Here is a 19744-nt window from a genome sequence, read left to right as displayed (position 1 = left end):
TGTTCGGGGTGTAGCGCAGCCCGGTTAGCGTGCTTGGTTCGGGACCAAGAGGTCGGGAGTTCGAATCTCCCCACCCCGACGATACATATCGCAACACATGGATTTTATGTCGAAATAAAACAAATTTTTTAACACCAGCGCAAGCTGGTGTTGTTGTTTTAGGCTACGATACTAACTTAAGAACACATGAACGCCTTTCTCCGCATCGTTTGGACCATCTTCGAGAAGGACTTCCTTACCGAAAAGCGCACTAAAGAATCATTCAGTGCCATGCTGGTGTTTGGTATTCTCGTGTTGGTGGTGTTCAATTTTACTGTCAGCCCGGGTTCTCAGGAAATACAGGAGATTGGCGCCGGCATGCTGTGGGTCGCCTTTACATTTGCCGGCACTTTGGGACTTAACCGCGCTTTCGCATCGGAAAACGATAACGGCAATATGCAGGCGCTTATCATGGTGCCCGTTGATAAAGGCGCCATTTATCTGGGTAAATTGCTCTCCGGCGCGATGTTTATGTTTACCGTTGAACTGTTTATCATACCGGTGTTTGTACTCTTCTTTAATGTCAATATATGGGAACAACTCCCGGGATTACTCCTGATCAGCATACTCGGCACGCTTGGCTTTATCGGTACGGGTACGGTTTTTTCCGCCGTAGCACTGAATACCCGCATGCGTGAGGTGCTCTTGCCGGTGCTTTTGTTCCCGGTTACCATACCCATGATTATTGCAGCCGTCGAAGCCACAGCCGTTTTACTCCGTGGGGAACCTTTGTCCGGAGCCTTCGATTGGATTAAGATTCTCCTCGGTTTTGATGTCACCATTATCGTCACTTCGTTTCTCACCTTCGAATACATTCTTGAAGAATAGTTCACGCTGACTTTTGTTGCCTCACCTAACCATTTTGGTTAAATCGTTGACCCAACAATTTGCTTGAATCGCTTTGATTTTTTCACTATAGTGCCGCGTTTATTGAAAAAAACAGAGTTGTTAAAACATAGGTTTCACCAAAAACGGAGAGACATTTTGGAAGCTGTTGCATCATCCAAATCGGGAGCCAAACGTCCCGAAATCAAACGCGACACTCTTAAACAATGGTACACTCTGGCGCATATGAGTCGCCTGATCGATAATCAGGCTTCCATATTTATCCGCCAATCCAAAGGTTGGTCTTACCTCGCGATGTGCGGCGGACACGAAGGCATTCAGCTCGCCCTCGGCCTTTCCTTTCGCGCCAACAAAGATTTTCTTTTCCCCTACTACCGCGATCAATTGACATGCCTTGCCGCCGGCATTTCCCCTTATGAAATCATGCTCAACGGTCTCAGCCGCAAAGATGATGTGGCCAGCGGCGGACGCCATATGTCCAACCACTTTGCGAAACCGGAAATTCAGATCGAAAACGTTTCATCCTGCGTTTCCAATCACACGCTGCATGCGGTCGGTGTCGCGCGTGCGATCAAGTATTATAAATCCGACGCGATCGCTTTTGCCAGCTTCGGCGACTCTTCGTCCTCGGAAGGCTACGTGTATGAAGCCATGAACGGCGCTTCGCGTGAACAGTTACCGGTGATATTTATTATTCAAAACAATCACTACGGCATTTCGGTTCCCACCGAAGAACAAACAGCCAACTACGTCGTATCGGAAAATTTCAGAGGCCTCAAAAACTTGAAAATTTTCAATTGCGACGGCAAAGATTTTTTTGACAGCCGTCGCGCCATGGACGAAGCCATCGCGTACGTGCGTTCCGGTGAAGGTCCGGCCATCGTGCATGCCGATTGTGTTCGTATGAATTCGCACTCCAATAGCGATCGTCATGAATTATACCGTTCGCCGGAAGAATTAGCCGACATGCAAAAGTTAGATCCTTTGCATAAATTCCGTTCCTTTTTAGTCGAAGAGCGCATTTTTAGCGAAGACGAAATTACGGCGATCGAAAATGATAATAAAAACATCGTCGATGAAGCGGCTGCCAAAGCGGAAGCCGCGCCTACTCCCGATCCCGCGACCGCCATGGATTTTGTGACACCCGAACCGATTCAGGTCGAAGAAACGCCTACACCGGACGGCGAACCTACCGAAAAAATACTACAGGCGATGAACCGCGTATTTCACGAAGAATTTCGACATAATCCCGATACGTTTTTGTGGGGACAAGACGTCGCTTCCAAAGATAAAGGCGGTGTATTTAATGCGACCAAAGGCATGCAACAGGAATTCGGACGCGGGCGCGTATTTAATGCGCCGATTGCCGAAGATTTTATCGTCGGCACGGCCAACGGATTTTCGCGTTGGCATGATAATGTGCGCGTCGTGATCGAAGCCGCTCAGTTTGCAGACTATGTGTGGCCTGCGATGGAGCAAATCGTCGAAACGAGCCATGAATACTATCGCAGCAATGGTCAAAACTGCCCCAATATCGTAATTCGCCTCGCCAGCGGCGGATATATCGGCGGCGGCCTCTACCACTCACAAACTGTGGAGGGCATAATGGCTAATCTTCCGGGCGTGCGTGTCGTTGTACCGTCTTTTGCCGATGATGCGGCAGGACTTTTGCGTACCGCCATTCGCTCCCGCGGTATTACTTTTTTCCTCGAGCCTAAATTTTTGTACAATCAGATTTTTGCGCAAAGCCCCAAAACGGATGAAAATCATTTTGTACCGTTTGGCAAAGCCCGCGTGCGTCGTGAAGGCCAGGATGTAACCATCGTTACCTACGGAACACCCGTACATTGGTCTTTGCGTGCTGCCGGAAAAATGGCCGATAAAGGTATCCATGCTGAAGTGATCGACATCCGCTCCATCGTACCGCTGGATATGGAAACGATCAAACGCTCGGTTCAAAAAACCAATCGCGTTTTAGTCGTGACCGAAAATCAGGCTACCGGCGGATTTAGCGGTGAAATCGCAGCGCGCATAACTCAGGAATGTTTTGAATATCTTGACGCCCCGGTGACGCGCGTATGCAGTGCGGATTGCCCGATCCCCTTCTCACGTATTCTGGAAGCCGCGGTGCTGGTGGATGAAGCCAAAATCGCCCATGCTATCGAAAACATCATGGCCTATTGAGAATTTTTCGCGGACATAAAAAAAGGCTTCGGTTAAACACCGAAGCCTTTTTTGTTATACGAATGTAATCGTTTATTTGCGTTTCCTTTTTCCGCTTGTTTGCTTCTTCTTTGATACCGTTTTTTTGTTCGTGCTTTTAGACTTCGGCTTGCTCTTGGCTTTTTTAGCAGGTTTGTTTTTAGCGCTTACTGTTTTTTTAGGCGCGGCTTTCCCAAATTGTTTCAGTTTCTGTTTGGCTAGTTTCACCACCGCTTCCGTAGTAAAACCGAACTCTTCTAACAACGCTTTGATCGGAGCGGATTCGCCAAAACTGCGCATGGCGATGATACCGCCATCGGCTTCGATACCCGTATAACGCCGCCATCCGAAGCTGGCTGCGGCCTCAACGGCTATGCGGCAACGCACATCGCTCGGCAGTACTTTTTCCCAGTACGCCTTGCCTTGACGTTCAAATAAACTCCAGCACGGCAGGCTCACCACGCGGCATTTATAACCCTCCGCCGTCAGTTTTTCATAGGCCCCGATACACAGTTGTACCTCGGAACCCGTACCGATCAGAATGATATCCGGTTTACCTTTGCAGTCGGCTAAAATGTATCCGCCGCGTTGCGCACCGGAAGCCGGCGCGTATTTAGTGCGATCCATCGTCGGTAAAGCCTGGCGTGTCAAAATCAGAGCCGCCGGTTTATCCTTAAGTCGCATCATATATTTCCATGCTTCCGCCACCTCATTGGCATCCGCCGGGCGGATCACCTCAAGATTAGGAATAGCGCGCAACGAGCCGACTTGTTCGATCGGTTGGTGGGTCGGGCCGTCTTCACCGACACCGATACTGTCATGCGTGAAAACAAACAACGACGGCTGTTGCATCAGCGCCGCCAACCGAAATGTGGGTCGCATATAATCCGAAAAAATCAGAAAACCCGAACCGTACGCATGCAACCCGCTGAGTGTCATGCCGTTGACGATAGCGCCCATGGCATGTTCACGAATACCAAAGTGAAAATTTCGACCGTCGCGATTGTCACGACTAAAACTTTTTGCGCCTTTGATCAGAGTTTTCGTAGAGGGAGCAAGATCCGCGGCGCCACCGACAAGCCAGGGTATTTTGGCCGCTAAGGCATTGATCAACTGACCTCCGGCATCACGCCCCGCAACGCCTTTGGCGTCGACCGGAAATACCGGCAGATCGGCATCCCAACCTTCGGGTAATTCCCGTTTCTGAATTAACTCAAATTGTTTGGCCAGATCCGGAAACGCAGTGCGGTAAACTTCAAATTTTTTCTGCCATTCCTGCTCGTGTTGCGAACCTTTTTCTACGGCAAATTGGCTGTATGCTTTTACGTCATCCGGCACAAAGAATTTTTTTTCGGGATCCCAACCGTAAACCTGTTTCGTCGCTTTAATCTCCTCTTCGCCGAGCGGTTCACCGTGTGCCGAGTGCGAATCCTGTTTGTGCGGTGCACCGTATCCGATGTGACTATCCACCATGATAAACGACGGTTTACCTTTGGTTTGCTGAGCGCGCTCGATGGCGGACGATAACGCGTTGGTATCATTGGCATCGGTGATATGTTGCACAAACCAACCGTACGCTTCAAAACGTTTCATCACATCTTCGCTGAACGCCAGCGATGTCGAACCTTCGATCGTAATTTTATTGTTATCATAGATCCAAATGAGATTATCCAATCCGAGGTGGCCTGCCAGCGATGCGGCTTCGCCGGAAATGCCTTCCATCATACATCCGTCACCGGCCACGGCAAAAATGCTGTAATTCAAAATTTCATGGCCGGGGCGATTGAAATATTGCGCCAACCATTTTTCAGCGATGGCAAAACCGACCGAATTCGCCACGCCCGTTCCCAAAGGCCCCGTTGTCGTTTCGATGCCCGGAGCCAGACCGTATTCGGGATGCCCCGCACACTTGGAATGCAGTTGTCTAAACTGTTTGATATCGTCCAGCGAAATACCATACCCGTTGATGTGCAGTGTACTGTAAAGCAGCATGGATGCATGCCCTGCCGATAAAATAAAACGATCCCGGTTGGGCCAATGCGGATTGCCCGGATTGTGTTTCATAAATTTATCATACAGCGTAAACGCGATCGGCGCCAGAGCCATCGGTGTTCCGGGATGGCCGGAATTGGCCTGCTGTACCGCATCCATAGACAGTGTACGAATGGTATTAATACACAGCGATTCAAGGGTATTCGGAGCCATGAAGTTTTTCTCCCAAAGGTATGATTGAAAGGACGCCCCAAAGTTACACTATCCGTTGCGATAGATCAACGGAATATTTTATAACACAAATCCCCGGTTTATGGCCGGGGATTTGTGAAAAAAAATCAAACTAATTTTATTCGATCACAAGATTTGAAAAATCCTGCTTGGGTTTGGGATACTTCATATCAAGGGATTTGAGCGTATCTACCAGTATATTGGCCGTAGCCAAATTACGAAACCATTTTTTATTGGAAGGAATCACATACCACGGCGCATGTTTTTTACTGGTGTGGTTAAATACATCTTCGAATGCATCCATGTATTGTCCCCACATCGCACGTTCTTTGAGATCGTTGGCTGAAAACTTCCAATGTTTGGATTTATCGTCCAACCGTTCCTGGAGACGCTTGCGCTGCTCTTCTTTGGAAATATGCAGAAAGAATTTGATGATCGTGACACCGTTTTCCGCCTGCAACTCTTCAAATTCGTTGATTTGATTAAACCGCTGTTTTGCTGTTTTATCATTGATCCATCCGTGAACGCGCGTCACAAGCACATCTTCGTAATGCGACCGGTTAAAAATACATACATACCCCTTCGCCGGCACTTTTTGGTGAATACGCCATAAAAAATCATGCGAACGTTCTTCTTCGCTCGGGCCTTTGAAGCTATGCACCACGCAACTTTGCGGATTGAGTCCGCGCATCACGTGTTTGATCGTACCATCTTTACCGCCGGCATCCATGGCCTGCAATATGATCAGAAGTGATTTTTCTTTTTCGGCATATAAGAGTTCTTGCAGATCAATCATCTTCAGATTGAGCTTTTTAAACTCTTCCTTGACGGAATCATCGTTTTCGTAACCGAGGGTTTCATCCGGATCATAGTCCTTGAGTGAAATTTTTTTATCTTCGGGCACCATAAATTTCTTGATCATGACACGCTCCTCAGGTTAAAAACCCTTGATTAAAATACATTTAGGTCATATTCTTGCACTACGCAAATATACGATCACGTTTCAATATACGGAGTTTTCATGAAGATTTCCCTGACTTGGATCAAGGATTATGTTGATATCAAGTTGTCCCCGCAAGAGCTGGCCCATCGTCTTACGATGAATGGACTTAATGTCGAAGCCATTTTGGAAAATGATCCTTTCAAAGGTGTGGTCCTCGGTAAAGTGCTCGAAGTAACCAAGCATCCCAATGCCGATAAACTGTCTCTCACCAAGGTAGATGTCGGCACGGACATACTGAACATCGTCTGCGGAGCGCCCAACGTCAAAGCCGGCCAATTGGCCCCCATCGCTACGATCGGCACGATGATGCCGGGAAATTTTGAAATCAAAAAAGCAAAAATTCGCGGCGAAGAATCCTGCGGTATGATTTGCTCCAAAAGCGAATTGGGATTTGAAACCGGCAAGTCGCCCGGCATTTGGGAACTTGATTCTACAACGCCGCATACCTTAGGTCAATCGTTTGCTGCGTTTATCGGAAGCGGCGAAGTCGTACTGGATATTGATGTGACCAGCAATCGTCCCGATTGCCTCCATATGCTCGGCATGGCACGCGAGATCGCCATGATCGAAAATACGACCATCCGTATGCCCGACGTGCGTGTCATCGAATCCTCGGAAAAAGCCGAAGCGCATGCGTCTATCGCTATCGAAGATCGCGAAGGCTGCACACGCTATGCCGGCCGCGTCATACGCAACGTCACGATCGGCCCCTCGCCGGATTGGCTGGTCAAACGACTCGAAGCCGTAGGTATTCGTTCGATCAACAACATCGTGGACATTACCAATTTTGTCATGCTGGAATGCGGCCAACCGCTGCACGCTTTCGACTACGATCATCTGGCCGGCCACAAAATCATCGTGCGTAAATCCCGCAAAGGCGATACGTTTCAAACGCTGGATGATAAGTCGCACACACTCAATGATGAAACAGTGATGATCTGCGACGGCGAAAAAATGATCGCTATCGGCGGTATCATGGGCGGAAAAAATTCGGAAATTTCGGATTCGACCAAAAATGTTCTCCTCGAATCGGCCCATTTTGACGGAAAACGAATTCGCCGCTCATCCAAACATCTCGGCATCATGTCGGAAGCATCCAATCGTTTTGGCCGGGGCATCAACCCCGAAGGCGTGATCTACGCCATCCAGCGCGCCGCACAACTGATGCATGAACTGGCCGGGGGCGAAATTCTCGCCGGTGTATTGGATGTTAACTTTTCAATAACCAAACCGGCGGTGATCACATTGCGCTCGGCATCGGTTACGCGCCTTATCGGTCAAGAAATCCCCGACAACGATATCGCGGATATTCTTACGCGCCTTGGCTTTGGCGTCATCAATAACGGCGACGGTTCATTTATCGTCACCGCGCCATCGCATCGCGTAGATATCGAAATCGAGGAAAATCTGATTGATGAAGTGGCCCGCATTTACGGTTTTGATCGCATCCGTCCCAGTACCGGCGCCTACGGACACTATCATCACGAACCGCCTTCCGGCGAAAAAATGATGCACCAAACCCGCGCCGCTTTACGTGAAGCCGGTTTATCGGAAGTATATACCAATGCCATGGTACATCCGTCATCGCAGATGGCCGTCGAACCGGAGGGTGAAAAGTATTTTGTGCGCCTGATGAACCCCATCAGCGAAGACATGTCCGTCATGCGCATTTCCATGCTGCCGAGTTTGCTGGAAGTCGTACGCGGTAATCTATTTCGTAAAAACGACAGCATGCAGATCTATGAAATCGGGCGGACGTACCGCAACGAGGGCGATCCACTGCCGGCGGAACGTAACGTATTGGCCGGTTGTATCGTCGGCCAAAGCGCCCCTACCCACTGGGCAACCAAACCCCGTGCCGTAGATTATTATGATCTTAAGGGCATTGTCGATCGGATTATGGGGAAGTTTTGGCTTGATTCGCTACAGTATAATCCTTATCATTCTTTCGTATTTGCGCCCAATTCGGTTTCCATATCCTGTCTTGCTTCGGATTCTCAGGTATTAACACTTGGTCGCTTTGGACGTATACAGAATGCGGTCTTACGGGCATTGGATATTGACACGACCGTTTGGGCTTTCGAAATAGATTACGATGTTTTACGACGTATCGGAAAATTCAGAAAAACATTTGATCTGATTTCCAGATTTCCATTTATTCGCCGCGACTTGGCCTTGATCGTGGATGAAAAAATGCAGGCCGGCGTGATACAGAATGCCATACGGTCCAAGGCCGGTGCGCATTTGACCAACTTGGAAGTATTTGATGTGTATCACGGCAATCAGGTAACACAAGGTCAAAAAAGCCTCGCGTTTGCGTTGCGATTCGAATCCGTCGAACGTACTCTGACGGAGGATGAGATCGATGCGACGATGCAATCCATCATCGCGTATGTCGAAAATCAATTTGGCGCAAAACTGCGATAACAGGTAATAACAAAATTGGCGCGAGCATCCGAAAAACATTCACGTACACGCAGTGCCGGCTCCCTTGATTTGGTGGAAATCCGGTTAAAAAAATTGCTACAGGATCTGCATGATGCGTATGCGGAGATCGGACGTTTGCAGGAGATCACGCAGCAAGCGGACCATCAGGTGACGGAAGCCGTTGCCGAAAAACAGCGTGAACTCGACGACAAAGAAAAAATCGTCCGGCGGCAACAAAACCTGATCAAGACCAAAGATGCGGCGTATCAGGAATTGCAGGATGCGTATAACGCCCTTCGCCGTGAGGCCGATGAACTAAAACGCGGCAGTGAGTCCCCGGCACAGACCGTGGAAATACGTTCTGAACCTAAAGCGATGCTGGATCCCGAATTCAGAACGCGCATGCGGGTGCAATTAGAAAGTGTTTTGAATAAAATAAACGAGTTGGAAAAAATTATTTAATTTTGCGATAACAGTGGATAAGAGTTCCGTCAAAGTCAACATCTACGGCAGCGAATATGTGATCAAAGGCGATGATAACGCCGATCACATTCGCGCAATTGCCGATTATGTAGACCAAAAGATGAAAGAGATCAACAAAAGCGGTGCGATCAAATCCCCGCTCAAAGTGGCGATCCTTGCGGCGCTGAATATTACGGACGAGTTTTTCAAAACCAGCGCCGATCAAACGAAGACGATTGAAACGATGGAAAACAAGGCTCAGAAAATGCTGGACATGCTGACGCAGGCCCCCCTGCCCGAAACGCTGGACCTGACACCTGAGGCTAACGAACAATCGGCTGCCGAAGAAATCAATCTTTTTTCGCAGAAATAGTCTTCACTCTGACATTATCCCCTGTTGTCCTTTGGCGCACAGCGCCCGAAGGTCACAGGGTTTTTTTATAGATCAACGGAGTTAGATCAAGACAATCATGGAAATTGCTATTTTTATTTTAGCAGCGCTGGTATCCGCCGTAGCGGCCTTTCTTTTTGGGCAAGTGTACGCGACTAAAATCGCCGTAGCCAAACGCATTCGCGAAGCCGATGAAGAAGCCCAGCAAATTCGCAAAACGGCCCAGTCCGATGCGGAAAATCTCAAAAAAGAAAAGCTCATCGAAGTCAGCGATGAATGGTATAAAAAACGCCATGAGTTTGACGAGCAAACCAAAAGCACGCGCATTCAGATCAAAAACCAGCAAGATGAATTACTCAAGCGCGAACGTGCCGTAGAGCAAAAAGGAGATTTGCTGACGCGTAAAGAAAAAGACGTCGATCAGAAACAACAACAAGTGCAGACAAAACTTCAAGAAGTCACCAAAAAAACCGAACAACTTGAAGCGATGATCAAAAACCAGAACGATAAACTGGAAACCATCGCACGCATGACGACGGAAGAGGCCAAACAGGTGCTGATGGCCAATATGCTGGAAAAGGCCAAAGAAGATGCGGCCAAATCCATTCGCAATATCAAAGAACAAGCGCAAATACAGGCCAAAGATCAGATCAAAAATATCATGTTGCAAGCCGTACAACGTACGGCCATGCATCACGTGACTGAAAGCACGGTTACTGCATTTAAACTGCCGAGTAATGAAATGAAAGGCCGTATCATCGGGCGTGAAGGGCGTAATATCCGTGCCTTCGAATCCATTACGGGTTGCGAGATCATGATTGACGATACGCCCAATACGATCATGATTTCGGGATTTGATCCGATCCGTCGTGAAATCGCACGAAAAACGTTGGAAGCACTGATCACGGACGGACGTATTCATCCGGGTCGTATCGAAGATGTGTACGAAAAAGCCAGACGGGATTTCGATGAACATATCATGAATACCGGAGAACAGGCGCTTTTTGAAGTCGGTATACACGGCGCCCATGTCGAAATAGTCAAACTGCTCGGCAAACTCAAATACCGTCATCAGTACGGACAGAATCTCCTGCAACATAGTATGGAAACGGCCGCCATTGCCGGTATGATCGCATCCGAATTAGGTTTTGACGCACAACTTGCCAAACGCGCTGCGATACTGCATGATATCGGATTTGCCGCCGACCGCTCCGATCAACCGCATGCCGTCGTGGGCGCCGAATTGGCACGTAAATTCGGTGAAAACGCCGTCGTTCAAAATGCCATTTTATTTCATCATGACGACCCGATGATCGCCCACCCTATCAACGTGATTTTGTACACGGCGAATATGCTGAGCAAAGAACGTCCGGGCGCACAAAAAGAAGTGCTGAATAATTATCTGAAGCGCCTCAATAAATTGGAACAAATTGCGATGAGCTTCAACGGCGTACGCGAAGCGTTTGTCGTTCAGGCCGGGCGGGAAATACGTGTGATGGTTGATTATGCGACACTCGACGATAACCGCGCTATTCAAACGGCCGACGATATCGCACAACGTATCGAAACCGAAATGGAATATCCCGGACAGATCAAAATCACGGTGATTCGCGAATACCGTGCCGTGGATATTGCAAAATAGTATTCTCTGACAATTTAAAAGATTATATCCCTCATCGGTATCAAGGCATGCCAATCATCCTTGTTTCATGAGGGATTTTTATTGTTGCCCGAATTCACATTACTTCCCATTTCGAAAATACTTTGAGCAATTCGACCCCTTGATGCAAAGCCGCGGATGAATATTGCACGATCGGAATACAATCATAGGGTAATGCCACCGATATTTTTTCATTCCCCGCTTTAGTGAGTATAACCGCCAGCGGCTCCTGTGCCGGAACGATCCCACCGGTAACCGTACTAAATTCACACAATCCTCCGGTCGGGCTATAGATAGTTTTATAGTCTTGTAAACGGCATGCGAATAGGGACTCCGCGCTATCACGGCCTTTTGGTTTTATCGGGTCGCATGTTCCCCTGTGCACTAAATAATTAATAATACCCATCGCATCGCCGCGCGCATCTTTTGCGGAGTAAGCTTCCTGATTGCCGAGTTCGATCGTATAGGCTTCAACGGGGCACGGCACACTTAGCTTTTGACTTAATGTCCACCAAGGGCAAAATACCGCTTCATCCATTGCACCGGCAAAAAGATTGGGAATAAATAAAACATACGGAATATTCAAATACCTCACGGTTTGACGCGCATACTCCGGCGCATACACATGGCGTACCGAATGCGAAGCGCAATGAAGGTCAAGCACACTATCCGCCTCGACAGCCATACGTTGTAAAGTCAACGCCAGTTTGCGGCCATAACCCATTTCCGTAAGCGGCTTCTGCAGTTGCTGTTCCAGTTTACGGGTCAGCTCATGTCGTAAAATTTTTTGAATACTATTTTGTGCATCGCTGCGAATGGTTTTAACCAAGTTTTCTATGTCTATGCCGTCTTCATTATTCAAAGCATCCCAATAAAGGCGATTCCAATTATCGCCATACGTCGGATCAAATCTTCCCTGCGTATATTCTCCGGTTTTATTATTTAGTGCATAAGGGTTGGCCGCCGGGACAAGTGTCACCGTGCCTTTGGGCGGGTGATCTGTAAAAAAACGAATTAAAAAATCAATCACGGCGGTACCTTGTAATTCCGCACCGTGCATGCCGGATTGTATATATGCCGACGGCACAGACGGATCACCTTCAAAACGAAAGACATCTATATTCAGAATTTGACCTGATGCCAAAGTCCGTACCGGTATCGTGGTGTGCGTATAGTTTTTCATTTTACTTCAGCCAATTTTCAGCCGGCACGCTTTCGCGCACCACGGCGTATTGATTGTTTTCTATAATGATCTCTGCAGGAATATCGTGGCACAAAAAGTACGGCATACTTTCCGTAAAGCCGTATGCACCGCATTGGCGAAACACAAGCCAATCGCCGCGTTGTATATCTTCAGGCAAATCATGCAAACCCAGATCATCCAAGGCCGTACATAAGGGGCCGTGCAGTTTGAAAGATTGGGTTTTCGCAGACGAAGGCTTCAGAGTGTGTACAGGAAACGAGGCATGCGTGAGGGCCGGACGGGCGATGTGATTGACACCGCCTTCTAAAATCAGAAGCTCCGTGCCGCGTACCTGCTTACGATCCATCACACGTGTAAGATAATTTCCGAAACCGCCTACGGCATAACGTCCGAGTTCTAACCAAATCGAAGGTATTTCATATTGCTTGCGAATTTTTTGCAACGCGTCATCCACTTCAATCCATCGCAATTCGCGCGCATCGGCATGATACGGTACGCCGAGTCCACCCCCAAGGTCAAGCACCTCCAAAGGTTTGCCGATATGTTGCATCAAGCGCTTAGATTCGACGGCAATACGATGCCAAAAAAAATTGAGTTTTTCTATGTCGCCAATATTGCTCCATTGGAAAACATGACAACCTAACACATTGCAATGAGGAAACGATTTCCACGACACCGATTGCCAAACCTCTGGCGGTAATCCAAACGGGGTGATGGCGCTGCCTCCAAGCACGCTCGCGCTCTTTTCGTCCCAGTCTAATTGAAGGCGAAGAAGAACCTGAATAGGCTTGTGGGTCGTTGATGCAAGCTGCTGCAGCATTTCAAGTTGGTGCACGCTCTCTACGATGATCGTACAAACGCCGGCATTTAACGCTTCCGTGACGAAGGCTTCGTCTTTAGCCGGGCCGGTAAGTAATATGTTTTTTGGTGCGATGCCCGAATATCTTAGGATTTGCCGTAATTCGCCGAGGCTGGCGGCGTCCGCCGAAAAAGAACACGCACCCATTGTTCGCAGAATGGCCGAAAGCGGATTGGCTTTACAAGCGTACCACAGGCGAACGCCTTCCGAGCGTAACGTCATAGCATGCGATCGTAAACCATCCAGATCGTAGGCAAAAAAAGGTTTTCGCACCCGGTCGGCGGCCTCTTGTAACAGTGTAAGGTGATGCGCCGTCAATGCCTTCATCGCAACGCCTCTTCCAGTTGTAACGCGGCGTTGCTTTTCGCATCGCGGTATTTGACGATGATCGCACAAGCCGTTGCGAGACCGCGTTCTTTGGCCCAGGTCGATGCCAGCGGGCGCGTACCGGGTACGACGACGGCCAAATCGGGAATTCTGGCGCCACGTCCCAATTCTTTTTCATGTACGGCGTCGTACACCGTGACACCGCGCGAAAGGACCACACCGGGTGCGATCACGGCTCCGGTACCGACACATATACCCTCTACGATCACCGCGTCCGCACCCACAAAGGCATCGTCTTCGATCACCACGGGAGCGCTGCCGACCGGCTCCAATACGCCGCCGATTTGTACACCGGCACTCAGATGTACACGTTTTCCGACCTGCGCACACGAACCGACCAACACATGACTGTCCACCATCGTTTGTTCGTCTATATATGCGCCGACATTGATATACGACGGCGGCATAATCACAACACCGGGTGCCACATAAGCGCCGCGTCGTACGGATGAACCGCCGGGCACGAGTCTTATTTTTTGTTTCGGCTGAAAGCTTCGGGGAATCATCGAATCTTTATCCACAAATCCGCCATAGCGTCCGTAGGTGGGACGATTCATGGCGATCAGTTTACCTTCGCGAAAAGCGGATAGTATGGCTTCTTTGACGGCAACATTAGCCCGCCAAAAACCGTTATCATACGTCGCGGCCCGTATCTCTCCGCGCTCCAGTTGTTCTAATATTTTTTTCCAATCGTTTTTCATCCGTATTGCTCCATCCATCGTTGCACTAGACTGTCCGCCATGATTAATTTATTTCGATCCGGTAAATCTTCCATAGAAAGCGGCGGTCGCACATACGCCGAAGTGATCAACCCTAATTCGTGCAATAAAGCTTTAGCCGGTACAGGATTACTGGCCAAAAACATCGCATCGGAAGCCGTACGCCATGTCGGTAATAATACGCCGGTATCGCGGTTCACACAACGGTAAACAAATTCGGCGGACGCTTCCGGCCACACATTGCTCATCACAGAGACCAGCCCCATGGCTCCGGCCGATGCAAAAAAAGGTGTTAAGCCGTCGTCCCCGCTAAAGAATGCAACACCCGGTGCGGCTTCACGGTAATCCTGAAATTCGGTAACGCTCCCGCTCGCCTCTTTCACTGCCCAAAATCGCGAATGATCCTTAAGTTCACGCAGGACGGACGTATGCAACTTCACGCCTGTCCGGGATGGCACATTGTATAACATACACGGTTTTTGAGAGGCCTCGAGCAGCGCAGCAAACCAACTACATTGGCCCCGTGCACCGGGTTTCGCGTAGAGCGGCGTGACCAATAAATACGCATGGATAAATGCGTGCTGATTATTCTCTTCAATCCACCGCTGGGTGGCGTCCAAATTGAATCCGCCGACGCCGACCATAACCGGGACATGGAGTTTGCAAGTTCCGGTGAAGCGGACCACTTCCCTTTTTTCATCATCGTTTAACGCCAGGCCCTCGCCCGTACTTCCGAGTATCACCACACCGTTTCCGGCGGCTTCTTGACGACGTAATAACCGTTCAAAGGATAAAAAATCAATTTTTCCGTTATCCAAAAACGGCGTCACGATCGCTGTCCATAGTGTAACCGATTGCAGATTTTTCATAGCTTATTGTCCTTCGTTTAGCCAGGTTTCAAACACATCTTCCAGAGGAAAAATACCGCTGGGATAATCCTGCGGCCGGGATCGTTTTTCGATGAGCTTTTGGGCCGTCCATATCGCACCGCGCGCAAATACGGATCGGTCTTCGACATGATGTGAGAGCATAAGTTTTTCCGATGCGGTAGCCAACACAAGCGAATGAAATCCGACAACGTCACCCGTACGATCGCTGTGAATGGGTATTTGTTTTCCGTAATGCTGCCGGATACTGAGCGCACTGCCGCTGGGTTTGTCTTTTTTATGTATGTGATGCACTTCAAATATCTCCGCTTCCGATCCGGCCCATTGGCTTTCAAGGCGTCTGAATTCGCGCGCCATACGAAACATCCATTGCATACCCATACTAAAATTGCTCGCCGTTATCCAAGTGGCGCCGCTGTTTTCTACAGCGCGCCGCACGTCCATTGTCCATTCAAATCCGGTGCTGCCACACACGACGGGAACGGCGGACTGAATGAGTACCGGTACCAGGTCATTCAACACATGACCGGGCACAAAAACGATCGCCACGTCCGAATTTTTCAACGCCTCAACCGTCGGTGGATTTTTGGAATTAAAAACCGCCGCGATTTCATCCGGAGGCAATAAGCGTTCCACGGCGCCGCCGGTTTTCCCGTTTCCGATCAGGCTGATTTTAGGCATACGACCTCACTTTCGATAAACGCACGGTGAAGTGCGCTAACGGCTTGTGGCGCATCCGACTGATGCATCAGAAAGCACATGTTATAAGAACTCGCACCCTGACAAATCAAACGCACATTAAGACCGGCGATCGCGTCAAAGGTGCGCGCCGCAATACCGGGTGTTTGTTGCAGATTGTTTCCGACCAGTGCGATCAGCGTCAGGTTTTCCTCGATCGCGACATCCGCAAACCGGCGAAGATCCTGGAGCAACTCTTGTTTTTCGGAAATTTTTTCACCGGACGAACCCAGGCTCGTGCCGTCTATCGTAAGCGCCACGCTGACTTCGCTGGTCGTCACAAGATCAACGCTGAGTTTATGATCGGCCAGCACGCCGAACATTTTGGCAAGAAAACCGTGCGTATTGAGCATGCGCAAACTGCTCACCGTTATAAGCGTCTGATGCTTGCGCATCGCGATGGCACGTACCAACGGCTTATCATTGACATCCGGTTCGATCCACGTTCCGCCGGCTTCGGGTTCAAATGTCGAACCCACAAACACATGAATGCCTTTGCGAATAGCGGGCCACAGCGTTGCCGGATGTAAAACTTTAGCGCCAAAATTGGCCAATTCAGCGGCTTCCGAAAAACTGATTTTAGGAATAGTTTGCGCAGCCGGCACCAAATTGGGATCCATCGTAAAAATCCCCGGTACGTCCGTCCAAATCAAAACTTCTTTAGCCGAGAGCGCCTCTCCCAATAATGCCGCGCTATAATCGCTACCGCCGCGCCCCAGTGTGGTCGTACGGCCGTCGGTCGTTGCACCGATAAAACCTTGGGTCACAATAATCTGTTCACTGCACAGTGGGAGCAATTTTTTCAGGCACGCAGTTTTTATACGATCCGGTTGCGGCTCGGCTTTGCCAAACACCTCATCGGTAATAATAAATGATCGGGCATCGGCTTCCGTGACATTATTTTTGAGATGAAAGAGCATTTTGCCAAATATACGCGAGGCCAAGCGCTCACCGAATGAAAGCCATGCATCGAGCCATACTTCGCGATTTTCCGATGCAGAAAATAACGACATGTGATTTTGTGCGGCAACGATCAATTCATCTACTGCAGAAGAATCAAGTTCCAGTGCATGGCACATCGTGCGATGCCGGTCTTCAATTTTTTTAAACGCCTGATCCGCCGACACCGTGTCGCATGCGCATAGATCGTGATATACTTTGAGCAGCGCGTTCGTCGTACCGGATGTGGCGCTCACCACGACGACACGTATGCGGTTATCGGCAATAACGATACGCGCGCTTTGGCGCATCGCTTCGGCTGTGCCCATACTGGTACCGCCAAATTTGGCGATAATGAGATCGTTCATGACTCCATTCCTCAGGTTATAAATAAAAAATTCCTTACAAACGGTAAGGAAGAGTCATGATACGGGAATTGTACGGGATTGAGCTTAAGGAAGGCCTTAATGCAGATCGCGACGTCAATTCCGGAAGCGCTTCATGCATCATGACAGTCACGTGGGTTTAACCTCCGCAACCAACAACCGATTTTCCAGATCCGTTGTTTCGGCGTCTATCACCGCCATTCACTGCTCTAGCGTGCCGGATGCACTCGCAATGAATTTTTTTGTAGACGCTCCTCTTCCGAAATATGTGATACATTGGTAAGATAGAACGAAAAAAAAGAAATGCAACGGGAAAAACGATGTGCCGAATTTTTGAAACGAATTAACCTAAAACAAAAAACCTTTTTTTGCCGATCGAAAAAATTTATGCATAAAAAAAAGGCTGCACCACCTGTGCAGCCTTTGTATATCTACGGCCTATGCGTATAACTAAAACGGTAAATCATCACTGCCCGAGGAGCCTCCCGCATCGGCGGCATGATCCATACCTCCGCCCATATCGGCCGGATGCGGAAGCGACGCTTCGCCGCGGCCTCCGTCCATCTTAGCGCCCAGCATTTGCATGTTATCGGCACGAATTTCCGTTACATATTTTTTCTGACCGTCTTTGTCGTCATACGAACGTGTCTTGATCTTACCTTCCACGTAAACGAGCGAACCTTTTTTAAGATATTGGCCGCAAATTTCGGCCAATTTATTCCACGCCACGATCCGATGCCAATCCGTGGATTCGATCAGCTTACCTTCTTTATCTTTGTAGGATTCGTTGGTAGCGACATTAAACGTCGCAACCGGCGCACCGCTCGGTGTATATCGCAGTTCCGGATCACCGCCCAGACGGCCGATGATGATGACTTTATTGAGTGTTCCTTTTGACATAAGTATATCCTTACTCTTCTATCGTTTTATTTTGATTTTTTTTCGGATGCGGTCGGCGCAGGCTTCGGCGATTCTTTTTCCGTCGCCGCCGGTGCGATACCCAATTCCTGACGCACGCGGGTTTCGATTTTTTTCAAAATGACCGGATTATCGGTCAGATATTGTTTCGCATTTTCGCGGCCTTGGCCGATTTTTTCATCTTCAAAAGAAAACCATGTTCCGCTTTTTTGGACGATATTCATCGTGGACGCCAGGTCCACCAAATCGCCTTCGCGCGATATGCCGGTACCATACATCAGATCCACTTCGACTTCTTTGAAAGGCGGCGCCAGCTTGTTTTTCACCACTTTGACTTTGGTGCGGTTACCGACAAGATTTTCACCGGCTTTGATCTGTCCGATGCGACGAATGTCCACACGAATGGATGTATAAAACTTCAAGGCCCGTCCGCCGGTCGTCGTTTCGGGATTGCCGAACATGACGCCGATCTTATCGCGCACCTGATTGATAAAAATAACGCAGGTTTTGGATTTGCTCACCGCGCCGGTCAGTTTACGCATGGCCTGGCTCATGAGGCGCGCCTGCACACCCATGGTCGCATCGCCCATTTCGCCGTCAATTTCACTGCGGGGAACAAGGGCGGCAACGGAGTCAATCACGATCACATCGACGGCATTGCTGCGAACCAGACGTTCGGTAATTTCCAGAGCTTGTTCGCCGTTATCGGGCTGAGAGACCAAAAGATTATCAATATCCACACCAAGGCGCTTGGCATATATCGCATCGAGTGCGTGCTCGGCGTCGATAAATGCTGCCACGCCGCCGACTTTTTGCGCTTCGGCTATGACATGCAGCGACAGAGTGGTTTTACCGGAAGATTCCGGCCCGTAAATTTCCGTAATACGTCCGCGGGGAATACCGCCGACGCCCAGTGCGGCATCGATCGAAATGGAACCGGTGGAAAACACCTCGACCTGCATGGCCGTGCGCTCGCCCAGTTTCATGATAGATCCCTTACCGTATTCTTTGACAATGTCTGTCAGCGTGCGGTCCAACGCGGCTTTTTTGTCTTTGTCCGACAATACCATTTCGTCTGCCATCCTAAGCTCCTTGTTTCGTGTGTGTCTGTAGTTGTGCTTTGTTATTTACGTGCGCAAAGTATAAAAACGCTTTTTTACGTGCAAATAAAATTCCGTGCAAAACATCGTACAGTCAAAGCTTGCCGGTTCATAGATACCGACAAGCTCTGGCGTGCACAAAACGGATGTCATGCGGTGGCTTCGGCAAGAATTTCCATTTCTTCCTGTACACCTTCCGACTCCGACGGCTTGGCGTTCTTATGCCCCAGCATCTGCATCGTTTCGGCGACGACTTCCGTCAACGCATGTTTACCCCCGCTCTTGTCATCCCACCGACGTGTTTTCATCGGACCCTCCACGCATACCAGAGACCCTTTTTTCAAATACTGGCCG

17 protein-coding genes and 1 tRNA gene are annotated in these 19744 nt (G+C 49.1%); 7 read left to right on the top strand and 11 right to left on the bottom strand.

What is annotated here, in order from left to right; translation table 11 throughout:
* The first annotated feature begins 4 nt into the window (after positions 1–4).
* The 3 genes from HUU58_05650 to HUU58_05640 all read left to right on the top strand — a co-directional run bounded on the left by HUU58_05650 (position 5) and on the right by HUU58_05640 (position 3069).
* Positions 5–79, top strand: a tRNA-Pro gene (locus HUU58_05650).
* Between the two features lie 107 nt (positions 80–186).
* A complete protein-coding gene (locus tag HUU58_05645) occupies positions 187–867 on the top strand; it encodes a heme exporter protein CcmB (protein ID NUN45148.1) in 681 nt (226 codons plus the stop codon).
* A 243-nt stretch (positions 868–1110) separates the two neighbouring features.
* Positions 1111–3069 (top strand): 2-oxoisovalerate dehydrogenase, encoded by a 1959-nt coding sequence (locus HUU58_05640; GenBank protein NUN45147.1) that lies wholly within the window; start codon positions 1111–1113, stop codon positions 3067–3069.
* A gap of 72 nt (positions 3070–3141) precedes the next feature.
* On the opposite strand, the gene tkt is transcribed toward HUU58_05640, so the two are convergent.
* Positions 3142–5292: a transketolase gene (gene tkt / locus HUU58_05635; protein ID NUN45146.1), complete on the bottom strand. Its 2151-nt coding sequence runs from the start codon at positions 5290–5292 to the stop codon at positions 3142–3144.
* A gap of 136 nt (positions 5293–5428) precedes the next feature.
* Complete coding sequence (locus HUU58_05630; protein ID NUN45145.1) at positions 5429–6232, bottom strand: polyphosphate kinase 2 family protein; 804 nt, start codon at positions 6230–6232, stop codon at positions 5429–5431.
* Between the two features lie 99 nt (positions 6233–6331).
* On the opposite strand from HUU58_05630, the gene HUU58_05625 reads away from it, so the two are divergent.
* From HUU58_05625 to rny, 4 genes are all read left to right on the top strand, one after another.
* Positions 6332–8740 carry a phenylalanine--tRNA ligase subunit beta gene (locus HUU58_05625; protein NUN45144.1) on the top strand — a complete coding sequence of 803 codons (2409 nt, stop codon included), beginning with the start codon at positions 6332–6334 and terminating at the stop codon, positions 8738–8740.
* A 15-nt stretch (positions 8741–8755) separates the two neighbouring features.
* Entirely contained in the window at positions 8756–9202 is a 447-nt protein-coding gene (locus tag HUU58_05620) for a hypothetical protein (protein NUN45143.1), read from the top strand.
* A 13-nt stretch (positions 9203–9215) separates the two neighbouring features.
* Positions 9216–9575, top strand: coding sequence for a cell division protein ZapA (locus HUU58_05615; GenBank protein ID NUN45142.1), 360 nt, complete (start codon positions 9216–9218; stop codon positions 9573–9575).
* Positions 9576–9672: 97 nt separating this feature from the next.
* Positions 9673–11235: a ribonuclease Y gene (gene rny, locus HUU58_05610; GenBank protein NUN45141.1), complete on the top strand. Its 1563-nt coding sequence runs from the start codon at positions 9673–9675 to the stop codon at positions 11233–11235.
* Between the two features lie 94 nt (positions 11236–11329).
* On the opposite strand, the gene HUU58_05605 is transcribed toward rny, so the two are convergent.
* The 9 genes from HUU58_05605 to HUU58_05565 all read right to left on the bottom strand — a co-directional run.
* Positions 11330–12436: a succinylglutamate desuccinylase/aspartoacylase family protein gene (locus tag HUU58_05605; GenBank protein ID NUN45140.1), complete on the bottom strand. Its 1107-nt coding sequence runs from the start codon at positions 12434–12436 to the stop codon at positions 11330–11332.
* A 1-nt stretch (position 12437) separates the two neighbouring features.
* On the bottom strand, positions 12438–13643 hold the full coding sequence (locus HUU58_05600) for a PLP-dependent decarboxylase (protein ID NUN45139.1): 1206 nt from the start codon (positions 13641–13643) through the stop codon (positions 12438–12440).
* Positions 13640–14422, bottom strand: coding sequence for a 2,3,4,5-tetrahydropyridine-2,6-dicarboxylate N-succinyltransferase (locus HUU58_05595; GenBank protein ID NUN45138.1), 783 nt, complete (start codon positions 14420–14422; stop codon positions 13640–13642). Before HUU58_05595 ends, HUU58_05600 begins: the two co-directional genes overlap by 4 nt.
* Entirely contained in the window at positions 14401–15282 is an 882-nt protein-coding gene (locus tag HUU58_05590; protein ID NUN45137.1) for a 4-hydroxy-tetrahydrodipicolinate synthase, read from the bottom strand. The genes HUU58_05595 and HUU58_05590 overlap by 22 nt, the downstream gene beginning before the upstream one ends.
* 12 nt (positions 15283–15294) lie before the next feature.
* Positions 15295–15990, bottom strand: a complete 696-nt coding sequence (locus HUU58_05585; protein ID NUN45136.1) for a hypothetical protein — start codon at positions 15988–15990, stop codon at positions 15295–15297.
* Positions 15972–17354, bottom strand: a complete 1383-nt coding sequence (gene lysC, locus HUU58_05580; protein NUN45135.1) for a lysine-sensitive aspartokinase 3 — start codon at positions 17352–17354, stop codon at positions 15972–15974. Before lysC ends, HUU58_05585 begins: the two co-directional genes overlap by 19 nt.
* A 468-nt stretch (positions 17355–17822) precedes the next feature.
* Complete coding sequence (locus tag HUU58_05575; GenBank protein NUN45134.1) at positions 17823–18272, bottom strand: single-stranded DNA-binding protein; 450 nt, start codon at positions 18270–18272, stop codon at positions 17823–17825.
* Positions 18273–18298: 26 nt separating this feature from the next.
* Positions 18299–19372, bottom strand: a complete 1074-nt coding sequence (gene recA, locus HUU58_05570) for a recombinase RecA (protein ID NUN45133.1) — start codon at positions 19370–19372, stop codon at positions 18299–18301.
* A 167-nt stretch (positions 19373–19539) separates the two neighbouring features.
* On the bottom strand, positions 19540–19744 hold a 205-nt coding region (locus HUU58_05565), incomplete at its 5' end, for a single-stranded DNA-binding protein (GenBank protein NUN45132.1).

This window comes from bacterium, assembly GCA_013360215.1.
Lineage (GTDB): Bacteria > CLD3 > CLD3 > SB21 > SB21 > JABWCP01.
Note: the sequence above shows the minus strand (reverse complement) of the source record. Positions and strands in the feature narration are given on the sequence as shown.

Coding starts and splice junctions, on each gene's coding strand:
- HUU58_05645 (NUN45148.1), top strand. CDS start 187: ATGAACGCCTTTCTCCGCATCGTTTGGACCATCTTCGAGAAGGACTTC.
- HUU58_05640 (NUN45147.1), top strand. CDS start 1,111: ATGAGTCGCCTGATCGATAATCAGGCTTCCATATTTATCCGCCAATCC.
- tkt (NUN45146.1), bottom strand. CDS start 5,292: ATGGCTCCGAATACCCTTGAATCGCTGTGTATTAATACCATTCGTACA.
- HUU58_05630 (NUN45145.1), bottom strand. CDS start 6,232: ATGATCAAGAAATTTATGGTGCCCGAAGATAAAAAAATTTCACTCAAG.
- HUU58_05625 (NUN45144.1), top strand. CDS start 6,332: ATGAAGATTTCCCTGACTTGGATCAAGGATTATGTTGATATCAAGTTG.
- rny (NUN45141.1), top strand. CDS start 9,673: ATGGAAATTGCTATTTTTATTTTAGCAGCGCTGGTATCCGCCGTAGCG.
- HUU58_05605 (NUN45140.1), bottom strand. CDS start 12,436: ATGAAAAACTATACGCACACCACGATACCGGTACGGACTTTGGCATCA.
- HUU58_05600 (NUN45139.1), bottom strand. CDS start 13,643: ATGAAGGCATTGACGGCGCATCACCTTACACTGTTACAAGAGGCCGCC.
- HUU58_05595 (NUN45138.1), bottom strand. CDS start 14,422: ATGGATGGAGCAATACGGATGAAAAACGATTGGAAAAAAATATTAGAA.
- HUU58_05585 (NUN45136.1), bottom strand. CDS start 15,990: ATGCCTAAAATCAGCCTGATCGGAAACGGGAAAACCGGCGGCGCCGTG.
- lysC (NUN45135.1), bottom strand. CDS start 17,354: ATGAACGATCTCATTATCGCCAAATTTGGCGGTACCAGTATGGGCACA.
- HUU58_05575 (NUN45134.1), bottom strand. CDS start 18,272: ATGTCAAAAGGAACACTCAATAAAGTCATCATCATCGGCCGTCTGGGC.
- recA (NUN45133.1), bottom strand. CDS start 19,372: ATGGCAGACGAAATGGTATTGTCGGACAAAGACAAAAAAGCCGCGTTG.